This window comes from Pantoea sp. Cy-639 (assembly GCF_011752525.1).
Taxonomy (GTDB): Bacteria; Pseudomonadota; Gammaproteobacteria; order Pseudomonadales; family Pseudomonadaceae; genus Aquipseudomonas.
In genome coordinates, this window is record NZ_VWXI01000005.1 from 51,750 (window position 1) to 65,990 (window position 14,241).

Sequence of the window (14,241 nt, forward strand, 5' to 3'; positions counted from 1 at the left end):
CTCAGGCAAATGCATCACGCAGCCTCTTCGACTGTTTCCCGACCTGCTGCCACTGCCCCAGAAAACGCTCGAAATAGATCATGAACAGTGCCAGTTCGCGCTGACTGCTCACACGCTTCAAATTACTACTGGCGCTCTCGGCATACGTATCTATTACTTGCCAGGCCGAGTGCAAGCGCTCGGTGCTTCCAAGTACCCCTTCAACTTGAAAAGCATCCGCGCCCAATACATGCCTGAGCGCTTCCAGGCCCGGGCGAGTAATAACCTGTACTTTATTGGGCGGTATAACGACTGGATAAGACTTCTTGTAGTCATGAAATTTGGCCTTGGCAAGCGCCGCTCGCGCCCGTTTCAACTCTGCTTGCAAATCACGCCGGTACGTCTCACGAAATGATCCGATAGCGTTCAGATAACCAGCAACCAATTCACCGAACAGCGAGATTTCAAGACGCAGGGTTAATAGCTGCCCAAGCATTTTCGCGACGCACGCAAGGTCCCCCTCACTCAACATCCGTTCTTCGCTGTTTAAAAACTGCTCCCATCCCGCCCCCCGGATTTCGAGCATATCCAGAGATGACGCAAGCTTCTCTAGTTGGGCACCTAACTGCGCGACTGATTGAGTATGAACAACCAGCGCTTTACCCAACACCTCTCCGCTTTTTCGCAGCACCCACCATTTTATGGCATGTTTCGTTAGCTTGGAAAATAACGGTGCCATGTGCCGAGGCTCCAGCACCCATTCGGAAACAGCCGTATAACCTGCCCATGCTTCAAAAAGAACGGGAATACGTGGTAAGCCACCGAGTGTCCTGGCATAAGCATCCAGTTCGGTGACCGCGACCTTGAGAAGGTTTTCTTCATCCGCCTCTTCTTTGCGCAGGGCTTGCACCCTCTGTTCCATCGCCTGGACGATCTGCCATTCAGGCGTCAGCATCATGCTTCTCATAGACATTCACTCCACTAGCCTGACCTGCGCCATCACGGACGAAGGTCAGGCTACTCAAGAATCAAAATGCATCGCTGATCTGCTTGATCACGCTGCGCTGGTAAGCCAGGAGTGCAGTGAACACCGCTTCGATATCTCGCAAGGCCTCTACATCCTTTGGCTTGGCCATGCTCAATCGATTGCCGAAGCCCTCCATGGCCACGATCAGCACATTCACCGCCGCCATCCAGCCACTACGCATCTCCAGCAGCGAAGGGATGATTTCCAGGGCCTTGAGCTGCAGTTGGCACTGCCTCAGGGCTTGGCCAGCCTCAGCAATCTCCTGCTTTAAAGTCCTTACCGTGCCAGCCTGCTGTCGACGTTCGTCTTGCAGTCGGCCGTAGTTCAGATTGCCGATCAGTTGCCCGATCGCTTTCTCCAGATCTTTCAGCGCCTTGGCCGCGGCCTCGGCCAGAACTGCCGCCTGCCCTCCCGGCAGTGCCAGTGCCGCCAGCTGTTCAGGGGTGGGCAGCATGCCGTCGAACTTGACCTCGACATCAATGGCCTCCAGCGCTGCCAAGGCCGCTTGCATCGCCTCCAGCTTCGCTGACTCGACCTCAAGTTCGGCGTTGCGGGCTGCGAGGATGGTCTGCACACTCGCCTGTTCCTGAAGCAGACGTGCCTGGTCACGAGAAGCATCGAGCACAGGCAGTGCCGATACATGCTTGAGCGAACTCTTGAGCTCGGCAGTCTGGATCGTCAGGTTTGACCGAACTGTATTGATCGTTGACTGAACCAACGATATGACAGATGGCGTCACACCACGCACTTCAGCTCGCTGAATGATTCGCCCCATGTTTGTGGTCCGCAGATAAGCTTCTGACGTTTGGGCAGCAGCCATCATTTCTTTCGACGCATCATTCAATTGATAGGCATGCCGCTCGAGCGAGCGATAAAGCGTCGGCAGGGGCTTGAGGTGGCCGCGCTGCCACTCCAGCATGAACGCGGCGGCAGCGCTGAGAACCGGGTCAAGTTCTGGTTGTTGGACAGTAGCAGTCAGGTAGGTAACATTAGTATTCATGGTCATTGCCTTGGAATATTGATCAACGTGCCGACAGGGCATCATCAAAAACACGGTTCAGTTGCAGCGAGGTAGTCTCAATACGCTCCCACTGCCCGAGAAAACGCATGAAATGGGTAATGAAGATCCATAGTTCCTGGCCATCAGTAATATCTGCCAGTACCTTGATCGAAGTGTCGATATAAACACCTACACTCGCCCAAGCCGATTGCAGATGAGAGGCCGACGTCCCCACTTCACGCAGACGCGCGTCAAGGTCGTCCACAAACTGAACCAGTTCCTTGATGCGTCCCTCCAGATTCTCGCGAGCCTTCAGTTGGGCAGCTGCTATCTTTCGCTTCTTTTCCAGGCGCAGCCGCTCTTTACGGACCTTCTCGGCTTTAATGCCGTAGATCGTGTCACCAATAGCGGCACCGATGAGCCCGCCAGCCAATCCCGACAAGCCGGCACTCAAGTACTTGTCGTACTCTTTCTTTAACTCAGCGATATCCGTGTCATAGTCTTTGATTTCTTTCCGAAGCCGCTCGACTAGCCCATCTTGCTGTTTACGCTTCAGTGCCCTGTCCTTGTTTCCCACCGCTGGCAATAAACGTGTGGTGATGGTATTTCGGAACACTTCACTGCTTTTCTTCACGTCAGCCACGCGCGTGGCATACTGCGCGACGTCTTCCTTGATGATCGCCATATAAGCGCTCAGTCGTCTGACCACTCGCTTGTCCTTGTCCCCAAGGCTGATGGGTTCATTGAATTCGAGGTTTTCCCAGGCCTCTTCTTCTTCGAGGAAACTCAGGTTCTCGCACACCTTGACGATGCGATTTCCCGTGGTGTTGATCAAGTTCGCGGTAGAGGCCAGCTGGCTGGAAAGCGCCTTGCTGGTATCGGACAACTTCGTCCAGCTACCGGCGTGTCGGCGCAGGTCGGTGAATAAAGTACCCATGGACGATGGAGCCAGTTCAGGTTCATCGATCTTTCGATAGCCCAGCCACTGCTCGACACTTGCCGCAGTTACGGGCAAGGCAAAGGCAAAATTGGCATATTCGTTGATGGTGATGATGTGCTCGCGGGTGAGGGTCAGGCCGCCTGCAGCCTCGCCATCACGCTCGGCCATGGCGTTCACCAGTGTGCCTGGATGGGTCGTGGCCTCATCCGCAACTTTTTCATACTGCGCGTTGTTGAAGCTCATGTGCTTCTCCTTGTATCCAAACCGGAATGGCTTGGTGATACAAAGCTAAAGCTCACCAACAAAGGCTTGCAGTTGGCAGTAATTCCTCCTACATCTGCACATCCAACCTCTCACAGGAGAAACCATGAGATCCCACCTCGCATTAGTTCCGCTAGCCATGACCCTGCTCACCGCCTGCGCACAACAGGCCCAGCACCCCGTCGCACTCGACGGCGAAAGCGAATGCCCCACGCACCTGGTCGTCGGCCAGTCCCTGACCCTCACCCTGCCCAGCAACCCCACCACCGGCTACCGCTGGCTGGTGCAGAACCCGGCCTCGGAGATCCTTCGCAGCCTCGGCCCCGAGGTCTACAGCGGCCCTGAAGCGTCCGGCATCGTCGGCAGCGGCGGCCAGTCCACCTGGCGCTTCCAGGCCAAGGCCGCAGGCGAAAGCCACCTGATCCTGGTCTACCAGCAACCCTGGGCCCCGGAAGAGTCTCCGGTACAGACCTTCGATTGCGCCGTCCGGGTGCAGTGAAGCCACGGCACTGGTCAGCCGGCCATGCAAGCTCGCCGCGGTTTGGCTAGAATGCCGCCCCTGTAGATTGCCAGCCGCCTGGACCCACCGTGAGCAAACAACCCGACCGCCTATTCGCCCAACCCCTGGAGCAGGTGCCCGACTTCGTCTTCAACGAGGACGTGGTGCAAGTGTTCCCGGACATGATCAAGCGCTCGGTGCCCGGTTACCCGACCATCGTCGAGAACCTCGGGGTGCTGGCCGCGCGCTTCGCCCAGCCCCACTCGGCACTGTACGACCTTGGCGCCTCGCTGGGCGCGGTCAGCCAGGCCCTGCGCCGCCACGTGCGTAGCGATGGCTGCCGGGTGATCGCGGTGGACAACTCCGCGGCCATGGTCGAACGCTGCCGCCAGTACCTCACCGCCCAGGACTCGATGTTCCAGGAGCTGCTGCCGGTGCAAGTGGTCGAGGCCGATATCCTCAGCCTGCCCTTCGAGCCCGCCTCGGTGGTGGCGATGAACTTCACCTTGCAGTTCATCGCTCCCGAACAACGCCTGGCACTGCTTAGCCGCATTCGCCAGGCCCTGCTGCCCGGCGGCGCGCTGATTCTTTCCGAGAAGCTGCGCTTCGCCGACGACCAGCAACAGCAACTGCTCAACGACCTGCACCTGGACTTCAAGCGTGCCAATGGCTACAGCGAACTGGAAATCGCCCAGAAGCGCAGCGCCATCGAACACGTGATGAAGCCCGACACCCTGGAAACGCACCAGGAACGCCTGCGCGCCGCTGGTTTCTCCAAGGTCGTGCCCTGGTTCCAATGCCTCAACTTCGCCTCGCTGATAGCCCTGCCATGATCGATCTGTCCCCCCTCGTCCGCCGCCTGGCGGGCACGCCCCTTGCCACCTGGTCCCAGGGCCTGCAGGCGCAACTCGAAGCCAAGCTGGAAAAGGGCCATGGCGACCTCGATCGCTGGCGCGGTGCCCTCGACGCCTTGCCGCGACTGACGCCCAGCGACGTCGACCTGGTCGATGGCCTGCGCCTGGACTGCGCCTGCGACGACGCCACCCGTGCCCAGATGCGCCAGGCGCTGATGGGTCTGTCGCCCTGGCGCAAGGGGCCGTTCGAGCTGTTCGGCGTGCACGTCGACACCGAATGGCGCTCGGACTGGAAATGGTCGCGGGTCGTCCCGCACCTGGACCTCGAGGGCAAGCGCGTGCTCGATGTCGGCTGCGGCAATGGCTACTACCAGTGGCGCATGCTCGGCGCCGGCGCCGACATGGTCATCGGTGTCGACCCCAACTGGCTGTTCTTCTGCCAGTTCCAGGCGGTACAGCAGTACCTGCCGGAACTACCGGCCTGGCACCTGCCGTTCGCCCTGGAAGACCTGCCGGCTAACCTCGAAGGCTTCGACACGGTATTTTCCATGGGTGTGTTCTATCACCGCCGCTCCCCCATCGAGCACCTGCTGGCGCTCAAGGACTGCCTGGTCAAAGGTGGCGAGCTGGTGCTGGAGACCCTGGTGATCGAGGGTGACGAGAACCAGGTACTGGTGCCCGAGGACCGCTACGCACAGATGCGCAACGTGTGGTTCCTGCCGTCGGTACCAGCGCTGGAGCGCTGGCTTCGCCGCGCCGGCTTCAGCGATGTGCGCTGCGTCGACGTCAGCGTCACCAGCGTCGAGGAACAGCGCAGCACCGAGTGGATGCGCTACCAGTCGCTGGGCGACTTCCTCGACCCTGCAGACCACGGCAAGACCATCGAGGGGCTGCCCGCCCCACGCCGCGCGACCTTGCTGGCGCGCAAATAAAAAAGGCGCCCGTACGGGCGCCCGAATCCACCTGCGCCGGGGAGCTGTCGCGGCGCAGGCGTGTCACTCAATCCTTGGCCACCTCACGGGCCTTCTCCTCGGCTTTGCGCTCACGCTCTACCAGCGCCTGCTGCTTGTCGCCGTGCAGGCGTGCCTGGTCGTCGCGGAACGCCTGCCAGAACTGCTTCGAACGCTCTGCGCCACCTTCGGCGAAGACGCTGGTGCTGCCCAGGGCGAGGACCGCCAGCAGCAGGTATTTGCTCGGGTTCATCGTGCTTGCCTCGTGATAACCGTTTCGACAGGGCCATCATGGCAAGGCGCAGCTAACGCCAAGGTGAGGCGGACATTACAGTCCTGCAAGACAACCGCATCGCGGGGCAAGCCCGCGATGAGACCATGCCTATCAGACACATGACCCCCAGATTACAAATCCGCAATCCTCGTCTTACCGTCAGTCGTATCCAGTAACATCCCCAGCGCTTGACCCTGATGTCACTACAGGGTCGAGAATCGCCCCCTTTCATCGAGACGAGCCCGAACATGCGCCTACTGATCATCGAGGACGAACCCCGTACCGCCGACTACCTGCAACAAGGACTGCGCGAAAACGGCTATGTGGTCGACTGCGCCCACACCGGCACCGATGGCCTGCACCTGGCGCGCCAACAGCCCTACGACCTGGTGATCCTCGACGTCAACCTGCCCGAGCTGGATGGCTGGGGCGTGCTGCAGCGCCTGCGCGCCGAATCCTCGACGCGGATCATGATGCTCACCGCCCATGGCCGTCTGGCCGACCGGGTCAAGGGCCTGGACCTGGGCGCCGACGACTACCTGCTCAAGCCCTTCGAGTTCCCCGAGCTGCTGGCCCGTATCCGCAGCCTGCTGCGGCGCAACGACCAGCACCTGCAACCGAGCACGCTGAAGGTCGCCGACCTCGAGCTCGACCCCGGCCGTCACCGCGCCTGGCGTGGCGGCCAGCGCATCGACCTGACGGCCAAGGAATTCGCCCTGTTGCACCTGCTGATGCGCCAGAGCGGCGAGGTGCTGTCACGCACGCAGATCATCTCGCTGGTCTGGGACATGAACTTCGACTGCGACACCAACGTGGTGGAGGTCTCGATCCGCCGCCTGCGGGCGAAGATCGACGACCCGTTCGAAGACAAGCTGATCCATACCCTGCGTGGTGTCGGCTACGTCCTCGAGGCCAGGGCTTGAAACGCGCCAGCCTGTCACTGCGCCTCGGCCTGAGCGCCACCCTGATGGGAGCGGCGCTGGTGCTGCTGCTGGCCTGCCTGGCGGTGTTCGCCCTCGACCACGAGCTGGACAGCCGTGCACGCAAAGACCTGGCGCGCAAGATGCAACAGGTCGAGCACAACCTGCGGGTCGACCTGCGCAGCGACGACCTGGTCGCCCGTGCCCACCCCCTGCTCGACCTGGTCATGGGGCACGACAACCTCAGCCTCAGCGTGATGGCGACCGGCGCCAGGCATCCTGCACAACTGAGCCTGGGCCCGGCCTTGCAGTCACAGTCCCTGCTGACGCTGGGCGCCGATGAACGGCTGGCCTTCTACCAATGGCGCGATGACGCCGGCAACCAGATCCTCACAGCCAGCCGGCTGATGCGCCTGCGCGACGACACCGTGGTCAAGGTGCTGATGTCGCTCAACCGCAGCGACGACAACAGCCTGTTACAGGCCTACCTGCACTCGACCCTGCTGGCCCTGCCGCTGCTGCTGGTGCTGATCGGCATCGCCGCCTGGAAACTGGTGCAGCGTGGCCTGCGCCCGCTGCGGCACTTTCGCCGGATCGCCGGGCAGGTCTCGGCCCAGGACCTCGGCCACCGCCTGCCCGACAGTGGCTTGCCAACCGAGCTGGCCGACCTGGCCCGGGCGATCAACGTCATGCTCGACCGCCTCGACCAGGGCGTGCGACAACTGTCACAGTTCTCCGATGACCTGGCCCACGAGCTGCGTACCCCTATCGGCAACCTGATGGGCAAGGCCCAGGTCACCCTGGCTCGGGAACGCGGCGGCGAACGCTACCGCGAAGCGCTGGAGGACAGCGTCGAGGAACTGACCCGGCTCAACCGCATCATCAACGACATGCTGTTCCTTGCCCAGGTCAGCCAGCCACAGACCCAGGTGGCACTGCTGCCCCTGGCCCTGGCCGACGAAGCGGCCCGGGTCAGCGAGCTGTTCGCCTTCAGCGCCGAACTCAAGGACATCACCCTCGAGCTGCAAGGCTGGGGCACGGCACTGGTTGAACGCCTGATGTTCCAGCGGGCGCTGTCGAACCTGCTGAGCAACGCCATCCGCCACAGCCCTGAAGGCCAATCGGTGATCATGGGCATCGAGCGCGCTGGCAACCTGGTGATGATCTGGGTCGAGAACCAGGGACCGGGTATCGCCGAGGCGCACCTGCCACACCTGTTCGAACGGTTCTACCGAGTGGGTTCCGGACGCTCGCGCCTGGAGGGCGGGACCGGGCTGGGACTGGCGATCGTGAAGTCGATCATGCAACTGCATGGCGGGCGCGTCGAAGTGAGCAGTCAGGCCGCAGGGCCGACGCGGTTTACCCTGGTCTTCAAGGCCGAGTAGAAACAGCGCGGGGCAAGCCCGCTCCCACCAGCGCCGAACACAGGCTTGTGGGAACGGGCTTGCCCCGCGAACGACTCAACGCGAAGCAGCGACGATCAGCGCCTTCATCTCGGCCACTGCGGCCTTGAAGCCGACGAACAGGGCATGGGCCACCAGTGCATGGCCAATGTTCAGCTCGTTGATGCCCTTGATCGCGGCCACGGCTTCGACGTTGTGATAATGCAGGCCATGACCGGCGTTGACGATCAGCCCCTGGCCGACCCCGAACGCCACGCCATCGACGATACGCTTGAGCTCCTCGGCCACCGCGGTCGGGCTCTCGGCGTCGGCGTAACGTCCCGTATGCAGCTCGATCGCCGGAGCACCGACACGACGCGAGGCCTCGATCTGCCGTTGGTCAGCGTCAATGAACAACGACACTTCGGCGCCGGTGCGCGACAGGCGCTCGACCGCCGCCTTGATCCGCGCCTCCTGGCCGGCGACATCCAGGCCGCCTTCGGTGGTCAGTTCCTGACGGGTCTCCGGTACCAGGCAGATATGCGCCGGGCGGATCTTTTCGGCGAAGGCCATCATCTCTTCGGTGACACCCATCTCGAAGTTCATGCGGGTCTGCAGCACGTCCTTGAGCAACAGCACGTCGCGCTCCTGGATGTGCCGACGGTCTTCGCGCAGGTGCACGGTGATACCGTCGGCCCCCGCTTCCTCGGCGTCCAGCGCGGCCTTGACCGGGTCCGGATAACGGGTGCCCCGGGCCTGGCGCAAGGTCGCCACGTGGTCGATGTTGACGCCGAGAAGCATGCGGTTGCTGTGAGTCACGAAGGGGCACTCCTGAGGGTTGAGCCCGACAGCATACGTGCTGATCAGCGCTTGCGAAACAGTTCCCGGCTGACCAATGGCTTGGGCCCCAGGTGCACGGCGAGGGCCTGGCGCATCAGACGCTTGGCGGCGAGCAAGGCACCCGGCGCGTCCCAATCGGCCTGGGCCAGGGCCAGCAACTCGATGCCCCTGAACAACCCCGGCTGGAACAGCTCGACCCGCTCCAGACCAGCGTCCACGCTCAGGCGGTAGAGTCCGTCGGCCACTACCGCGTCGTCGTTGGCGTCGCGGTCCAGGGCGAAGGCATAACCCAGTTCATCCAGCAGACGCCACTCGAACGAGCGCAGCAGCGGCTCTAGCGGCCGGCCGACGGCCAGGGCCTGGAGAGTCAGGGTGTAGTGTTCGAACAACGCCGGGTGTGGCGCCTGCTCAGGCAGCAGGCGCATCAGCAGTTCGTTGAGGTAGAGCCCGCTGAACAGCGCGTCGCCATGCAACCAGGCGGCGATGCCGCTGGTGTCGAGGCGACCGACATTTTTCAGCTCGCCGCGCCCGCGCAGTTCGACCTCCAGCGGCACGAACGGCCGCACCAGGCTGCCGCCCTTGCCCCGCGCCCGACGCAATACTGCCCGCACCCGCCCCTGGGGGGTAAGGAAGTCGACCAATGCACTGGTTTCCTTGTAGGCACGGCTGTGCAGTACATAGGCAGGCTGGGGGGCCGGTTGTTCCATGATGAATCTCTGAACCCAGGTTTGATGCACCCTTTGCAGGAGCGGCCTGGTATCGCGAAAGGGTTGGCAGTGCCCCCGGTATCTCGACTGCTTCGAGGATTGCGGGGACCGCTGCACAGCCCTTTCGCGACACAAGGCCGCATCTGCAGGGAAAGCGCGCGGGCTTACAGGTCGCCGTAGCCCAGCGAGCGCAGGGCGCGTTCGTCGTCGGACCAGCCACCCTTGACCTTGACCCAGAGGTTGAGCATCACCTTGGCGTCGAACAGGGTTTCCATATCCTTGCGCGCGTCGGAACCGATGCGTTTGATGCGCTCGCCCTTGTCGCCGATGATGATCTTCTTCTGCCCGTCGCGCTCGACCAGGATCAGCGCATGGATATGCAGCACATGCCCCTGCTGCTTGAATTCCTCGATCTCCACGGTGATCTGGTACGGCAGCTCGGCGCCGAGCTGACGCATGATCTTCTCGCGCACCAGTTCGGCGGCGAGGAAGCGGCTGCTGCGGTCGGTGATCTGGTCTTCCGGGAAGAAGTGCTCGTTCTCCGGCAGGTGCTTGGCGATCAGCGCTTCCAGCGACTCGAGGTTGTGCCCCTGCTGGGCCGAGATCGGCACGATCTCGGCATTCGGCAGTTGCTGCTGCAGCCACTGCAGGTGCGGGATCAGCTCGGCCTTCTCGTCCATCCGGTCGGTCTTGTTCACCGCCAGGATCACCGGGCCGGTGACGTATTGCACACGTTCCAGGACCAACTGGTCCTCGTCGGTCCAGCGGGTACGGTCGACCACGAAGATCACCACGTCGACGTCCTTCAGGGCCGCCGAGGCGTTGCGGTTCATGTAGCGGTTCAGGGCCTTGTCGTTGGCCTTGTGCATGCCAGGGGTGTCGACGTAGATCGCCTGCACGTCACCCTCGGTCTTGATGCCGAGCATGTTGTGGCGGGTGGTCTGCGGCTTGCGCGAGGTGATCGCCAGCTTCTGTCCGAGAATGTGGTTGAGCAGGGTCGACTTGCCGACGTTGGGGCGGCCGACGATGGCGACATAGCCGCAACGGGTCGAAGTGTTCTCAGTCATTGCCATTCTCCACGCCCAGGGCGATCAATGCGGCGGCGGCGGCGACCTGCTCGGCGATACGTCGGCTGACGCCCTGGCCACGGCTTTTCTTGTTCAGCAGGACCACTTCGCATTCGACGAAGAAGGTCCGGCAGTGCGGTTCGCCCTGGATGTCCACCACTTCGTAGCGCGGCAGCTCGCAGGCACGCGACTGCAGGAACTCCTGCAGGCGGGTTTTGGGGTCCTTGTTGGTGTCGACCAGGGTCAGGCCTTCGAACTCGTCGGTCAGCCAGGCCAGGATACGTTCGCGCGCGGTCTGCATGTCCGCGTCCAGGTAGATGGCACCGATCAGTGCCTCCAGGGCATCGGCGAGGATCGACTCACGGCGAAAACCACCGCTCTTGAGCTCGCCCGAGCCCAGGCGCAGGTAATCGCCCAGGTCGAAGCCTCGCGCCAGGCGGGCCAGGGTCTCGCCCTTGACCAGGCGGGCGCGCAAGCGCGACAGCTGGCCTTCGCGGGCCTGCGGGAAGCGCTCGAACAGGGCCTCGCCGGCCACGAAGTTGAGGATGGCGTCACCGAGGAACTCCAGGCGTTCGTTGTTGCGCCCGGCGTAGCTGCGGTGGGTCAGGGCCAGCAGCATCTGGTCCTGGTTCTTGAAGGTGTAGCCGAGCTTGCGCTCCAGGCGGTCAAGGGAAGCGCTCATGGGGCCACCCGTACAGTGTTCGACGCGTTGTTCAAATCAACATCCTGAAAGACGGTTTGGCTATGGTCCGACGCCGGAAACGGCGGAATCTCTCGCTCCCTGAGAACACAGCCTATGTCAGAAAAGCAATCGGCGCTGTCCGCAGACAGCGCCGTCGATGGTCAATGGATCAGGCCGACCCGCGACAGGTTGGGGACGTGGCTGAGCTTGGGCTCCGGCCAGCTCATCCAGACCGCGAAGGCCTTGCCGACGATGTTCCGGTCCGGAACCATGCCGTGCAGTTCCTTTGGAATGTTCGGGTCATCCCAGTAACGGCTGTCGTTGGAGTTGTCGCGGTTGTCGCCCATCATGAAGTAGTGCCCGGCCGGCACGGTCCATTGCTGGTCCGGCGGCATGCGGTAGCGGGTCATTTCCTTGCGGATCAGGTGCTCGACCGCGCCAAGTTTTTCCTTGTACAGCTCGGCGCTGCCCAAGGTGCCCGGCTCGCTGCCGACCAGCTGCTCGGCGACCGCCTGGCCGTTGACGTACAGGCGCTTGTCGCTGGTGTAGCGGATCTGGTCACCCGGCAGGCCGACCACACGCTTGATGTAGTTGACGTTCGGGTCGCTCGGGTAGCGGAAGACCATGACATCCCCGCGCTGCGGATCACCCACCTCGATGACCTTCTTGTCGATCACCGGCAGGCGAATACCGTAGGAGAACTTGTTCACCAGGATGAAGTCGCCCACTTCCAGCGTCGGTTTCATCGACCCCGACGGGATCTGGAACGGCTCGACCAGGAACGAACGCAACACCAGCACGATGAACAGCACCGGGAAGAACGACTTGCCGTACTCGACCAGCATCGGCTCCTTGTTCAGGCGCTCGACCACGGCCATCTCTGGCTGGTTGACGCTACCCTGGTAGTTGGCGACCGCCGCTCGCCGGCGCGGGGCCAGGAACAGCAGGTCGATCAAGCCCAACAGACCGCAGACGGCGACGGCGATGACTAGCAACAGCGGGAAATTTAGCGACATAGGACCTAGCTATCCAACCTGAGCACGGCGAGGAAGGCTTCCTGTGGAATCTCCACGTTACCCACCTGTTTCATGCGTTTCTTACCGGCCTTCTGCTTCTCCAGCAGCTTCTTCTTACGGCTGACGTCACCGCCATAGCACTTGGCCAGTACGTTCTTTCTGAGCGCCTTGACGGTTGTCCGCGCAATGATCTGGCCGCCGATAGCCGCCTGGATCGCCACGTCGAACATCTGTCGAGGGATCAGTTCCTTCATTTTTTCGGTCAACGCACGGCCTTTGTAGGCAGCGTTGTCGCGGTGCACGATCAGGGCCAGGGCATCGACCTTGTCGCCATTGATCAGTACGTCCAGCTTGACCAGGTTGGCCGACTGGTAGCGATCGAAATGATAGTCCAGCGAAGCATAGCCGCGGCTGGTGGACTTGAGACGGTCGAAGAAGTCCAGCACCACCTCGTTCATCGGCATGTCATAGCGCACTTGCACCTGGCTGCCGAGGAACTGCATGTCGCGCTGTACGCCGCGTTTCTCGATGCACAGGGTAATGACGTTGCCCAGGTGTTCCTGCGGTACCAGAATGGTCGCGGTGACGATCGGCTCGCGGAAGTCGGCCACGGCCGAGACATCCGGCAGCTTGGACGGGTTGTCGACGACGATGGTTTCGCCGGTCTTGAGTTCCAGCTCGTAGATCACGCTTGGCGCGGTGGTGATCAGGTCCAGGTCGTATTCGCGCTCCAGGCGCTCCTGGATGATCTCCATGTGCAGCATGCCGAGGAAGCCGCAACGGAAGCCGAAACCCAGGGCATCGGAGCTTTCCGGCATGTACTGCAGCGACGAATCGTTCAGGGTCAGCTTCTGCAGGGCGTCGCGGAAGTCCTCGAAGTCGTCGGAACTGACCGGGAACAGACCGGCGTAGACCTGCGGCTGAATCTTCTTGAAGCCAGGCAGCACTTCGACCTCGGGGGTCGAGGACAGGGTCAGGGTGTCACCGACCGGCGCACCATGGATATCCTTGATGCTGGCGATGATGAAGCCCACTTCACCGGCCTTCAGATCGGCGGTCTGGGTGTGCTTGGGGGTGAACACACCGACGCTGTCGACCAGGTGCACCTTGCCGGTGGACTTGACCAGGATCTTGTCGCCTTTCTTGACCCGGCCGTGGCGCACGCGCACCAACGAGACTACGCCCAGGTAGTTGTCGAACCAGGAGTCGATGATCAGTGCCTGAAGCGGCGCGTCGATATCGCCTTCCGGCGCGGGGATGGTCTGTACCAGACGCTCGAGCACCTCGTCCACGCCCATGCCGCTCTTGGCGCTGCAGGCCACTGCGTCGGTAGCGTCGATGCCGATGATCTTCTCGATCTCGTCCTTGACGCGGTCCGGGTCGGCCTGGGGCAGGTCCATCTTGTTGAGGACCGGCATGACTTCCAGACCCTGCTCGATGGCGGTATAGCAGTTGGCCACGGACTGGGCCTCGACGCCCTGGCCGGCGTCCACCACCAGCAGCGCACCCTCACAGGCCGCCAGCGAACGCGAGACTTCGTAGGTGAAGTCGACGTGGCCGGGGGTGTCGATGAAGTTCAGCTGATAGACCTTGCCGTCCTGCGCCTTGTAGTTGAGCGTGACGCTATGGGCCTTGATGGTGATACCGCGCTCGCGCTCGAGGTCCATGGAATCGAGGACCTGGGCTTCCATTTCGCGTGCCGTCAGGCCACCGCACATCTGGATGAAACGGTCGGCCAGCGTCGACTTGCCATGGTCGATGTGGGCGATGATGGAGAAATTGCGGATATGACTCAAATCACTCACGGGTCAACACTCGAAAAGGCTGCGAGCCGGACGCCCGC

15 protein-coding genes are annotated in these 14,241 nt (G+C 62.2%); 5 read left to right on the forward strand and 10 right to left on the reverse strand.

What is annotated here, in order from left to right; genetic code table 11:
* Window position 1: 1 nt before the first annotated feature.
* From F3J43_RS07995 to F3J43_RS08005, 3 genes are all read right to left on the reverse strand, one after another.
* Window positions 2–946 carry a hypothetical protein gene (locus F3J43_RS07995; RefSeq protein WP_166884482.1) on the reverse strand — a complete coding sequence of 315 codons (945 nt, stop codon included), beginning with the start codon at window positions 944–946 and terminating at the stop codon, window positions 2–4.
* Window positions 947–1,007: 61 nt separating this feature from the next.
* On the reverse strand, window positions 1,008–2,006 hold the full coding sequence (locus F3J43_RS08000) for an alpha-xenorhabdolysin family binary toxin subunit B (RefSeq protein ID WP_166884484.1): 999 nt from the start codon (window positions 2,004–2,006) through the stop codon (window positions 1,008–1,010).
* Between the two features lie 22 nt (window positions 2,007–2,028).
* Entirely contained in the window at window positions 2,029–3,189 is a 1,161-nt protein-coding gene (locus F3J43_RS08005; RefSeq protein WP_166884486.1) for an alpha-xenorhabdolysin family binary toxin subunit A, read from the reverse strand.
* A gap of 124 nt (window positions 3,190–3,313) precedes the next feature.
* On the opposite strand from F3J43_RS08005, the gene F3J43_RS08010 reads away from it, so the two are divergent.
* The 3 genes from F3J43_RS08010 (at window position 3,314) to cmoB (ending at window position 5,492) form a co-directional block, all read left to right on the forward strand.
* Complete coding sequence (locus tag F3J43_RS08010; RefSeq protein ID WP_166884488.1) at window positions 3,314–3,706, forward strand: protease inhibitor I42 family protein; 393 nt, start codon at window positions 3,314–3,316, stop codon at window positions 3,704–3,706.
* Between the two features lie 89 nt (window positions 3,707–3,795).
* Window positions 3,796–4,539, forward strand: coding sequence for a carboxy-S-adenosyl-L-methionine synthase CmoA (gene cmoA / locus F3J43_RS08015; protein ID WP_166884491.1), 744 nt, complete (start codon window positions 3,796–3,798; stop codon window positions 4,537–4,539).
* Window positions 4,536–5,492 (forward strand): tRNA 5-methoxyuridine(34)/uridine 5-oxyacetic acid(34) synthase CmoB, encoded by a 957-nt coding sequence (gene cmoB / locus F3J43_RS08020; RefSeq protein WP_166884493.1) that lies wholly within the window; start codon window positions 4,536–4,538, stop codon window positions 5,490–5,492. Before cmoA ends, cmoB begins: the two co-directional genes overlap by 4 nt.
* A gap of 67 nt (window positions 5,493–5,559) precedes the next feature.
* Here cmoB and F3J43_RS08025 read toward each other — a convergent pair whose 3' ends face one another.
* Complete coding sequence (locus F3J43_RS08025) at window positions 5,560–5,763, reverse strand: hypothetical protein (protein ID WP_166884495.1); 204 nt, start codon at window positions 5,761–5,763, stop codon at window positions 5,560–5,562.
* A gap of 269 nt (window positions 5,764–6,032) precedes the next feature.
* On the opposite strand from F3J43_RS08025, the gene F3J43_RS08030 reads away from it, so the two are divergent.
* On the forward strand, window positions 6,033–6,707 hold the full coding sequence (locus F3J43_RS08030) for a heavy metal response regulator transcription factor (RefSeq protein ID WP_166884497.1): 675 nt from the start codon (window positions 6,033–6,035) through the stop codon (window positions 6,705–6,707).
* Entirely contained in the window at window positions 6,704–8,089 is a 1,386-nt protein-coding gene (locus tag F3J43_RS08035; protein ID WP_166884499.1) for a heavy metal sensor histidine kinase, read from the forward strand. The genes F3J43_RS08030 and F3J43_RS08035 overlap by 4 nt, the downstream gene beginning before the upstream one ends.
* 75 nt (window positions 8,090–8,164) lie before the next feature.
* Here the strand turns inward: F3J43_RS08035 and pdxJ are convergent, their stop codons facing one another.
* The 6 genes from pdxJ to lepA all read right to left on the reverse strand — a co-directional run bounded on the left by pdxJ (window position 8,165) and on the right by lepA (window position 14,194).
* A complete protein-coding gene (gene pdxJ / locus F3J43_RS08040; RefSeq protein ID WP_205297732.1) occupies window positions 8,165–8,887 on the reverse strand; it encodes a pyridoxine 5'-phosphate synthase in 723 nt (240 codons plus the stop codon).
* A gap of 62 nt (window positions 8,888–8,949) precedes the next feature.
* Window positions 8,950–9,633: a DNA repair protein RecO gene (recO, locus tag F3J43_RS08045; RefSeq protein ID WP_166884503.1), complete on the reverse strand. Its 684-nt coding sequence runs from the start codon at window positions 9,631–9,633 to the stop codon at window positions 8,950–8,952.
* Between the two features lie 164 nt (window positions 9,634–9,797).
* Window positions 9,798–10,700, reverse strand: coding sequence for a GTPase Era (gene era, locus F3J43_RS08050; RefSeq protein ID WP_166884506.1), 903 nt, complete (start codon window positions 10,698–10,700; stop codon window positions 9,798–9,800).
* Entirely contained in the window at window positions 10,693–11,382 is a 690-nt protein-coding gene (gene rnc, locus F3J43_RS08055) for a ribonuclease III (protein ID WP_166884508.1), read from the reverse strand. The genes era and rnc overlap by 8 nt, the downstream gene beginning before the upstream one ends.
* Before the next feature lie 161 nt (window positions 11,383–11,543).
* Window positions 11,544–12,398 carry a signal peptidase I gene (gene lepB, locus F3J43_RS08060; RefSeq protein ID WP_166884511.1) on the reverse strand — a complete coding sequence of 285 codons (855 nt, stop codon included), beginning with the start codon at window positions 12,396–12,398 and terminating at the stop codon, window positions 11,544–11,546.
* 5 nt (window positions 12,399–12,403) lie between these two features.
* Window positions 12,404–14,194 carry a translation elongation factor 4 gene (gene lepA, locus F3J43_RS08065; RefSeq protein WP_205297733.1) on the reverse strand — a complete coding sequence of 597 codons (1,791 nt, stop codon included), beginning with the start codon at window positions 14,192–14,194 and terminating at the stop codon, window positions 12,404–12,406.
* Between the last annotated feature and the right edge of the window lie 47 nt (window positions 14,195–14,241).

Bases quoted from the DNA above. Each gene is read 5' to 3' on its own strand.
- F3J43_RS07995 (WP_166884482.1), bottom strand. From the start codon at position 946: ATGAGAAGCATGATGCTGACGCCTGAATGGCAGATCGTCCAGGCGATG.
- F3J43_RS08000 (WP_166884484.1), bottom strand. From the start codon at position 2,006: ATGAATACTAATGTTACCTACCTGACTGCTACTGTCCAACAACCAGAA.
- F3J43_RS08005 (WP_166884486.1), bottom strand. From the start codon at position 3,189: ATGAGCTTCAACAACGCGCAGTATGAAAAAGTTGCGGATGAGGCCACG.
- F3J43_RS08010 (WP_166884488.1), top strand. From the start codon at position 3,314: ATGAGATCCCACCTCGCATTAGTTCCGCTAGCCATGACCCTGCTCACC.
- cmoB (WP_166884493.1), top strand. From the start codon at position 4,536: ATGATCGATCTGTCCCCCCTCGTCCGCCGCCTGGCGGGCACGCCCCTT.
- F3J43_RS08025 (WP_166884495.1), bottom strand. From the start codon at position 5,763: ATGAACCCGAGCAAATACCTGCTGCTGGCGGTCCTCGCCCTGGGCAGC.
- F3J43_RS08030 (WP_166884497.1), top strand. From the start codon at position 6,033: ATGCGCCTACTGATCATCGAGGACGAACCCCGTACCGCCGACTACCTG.
- pdxJ (WP_205297732.1), bottom strand. From the start codon at position 8,887: ATGCTTCTCGGCGTCAACATCGACCACGTGGCGACCTTGCGCCAGGCC.
- recO (WP_166884503.1), bottom strand. From the start codon at position 9,633: ATGGAACAACCGGCCCCCCAGCCTGCCTATGTACTGCACAGCCGTGCC.
- era (WP_166884506.1), bottom strand. From the start codon at position 10,700: ATGACTGAGAACACTTCGACCCGTTGCGGCTATGTCGCCATCGTCGGC.
- rnc (WP_166884508.1), bottom strand. From the start codon at position 11,382: ATGAGCGCTTCCCTTGACCGCCTGGAGCGCAAGCTCGGCTACACCTTC.
- lepB (WP_166884511.1), bottom strand. From the start codon at position 12,398: ATGTCGCTAAATTTCCCGCTGTTGCTAGTCATCGCCGTCGCCGTCTGC.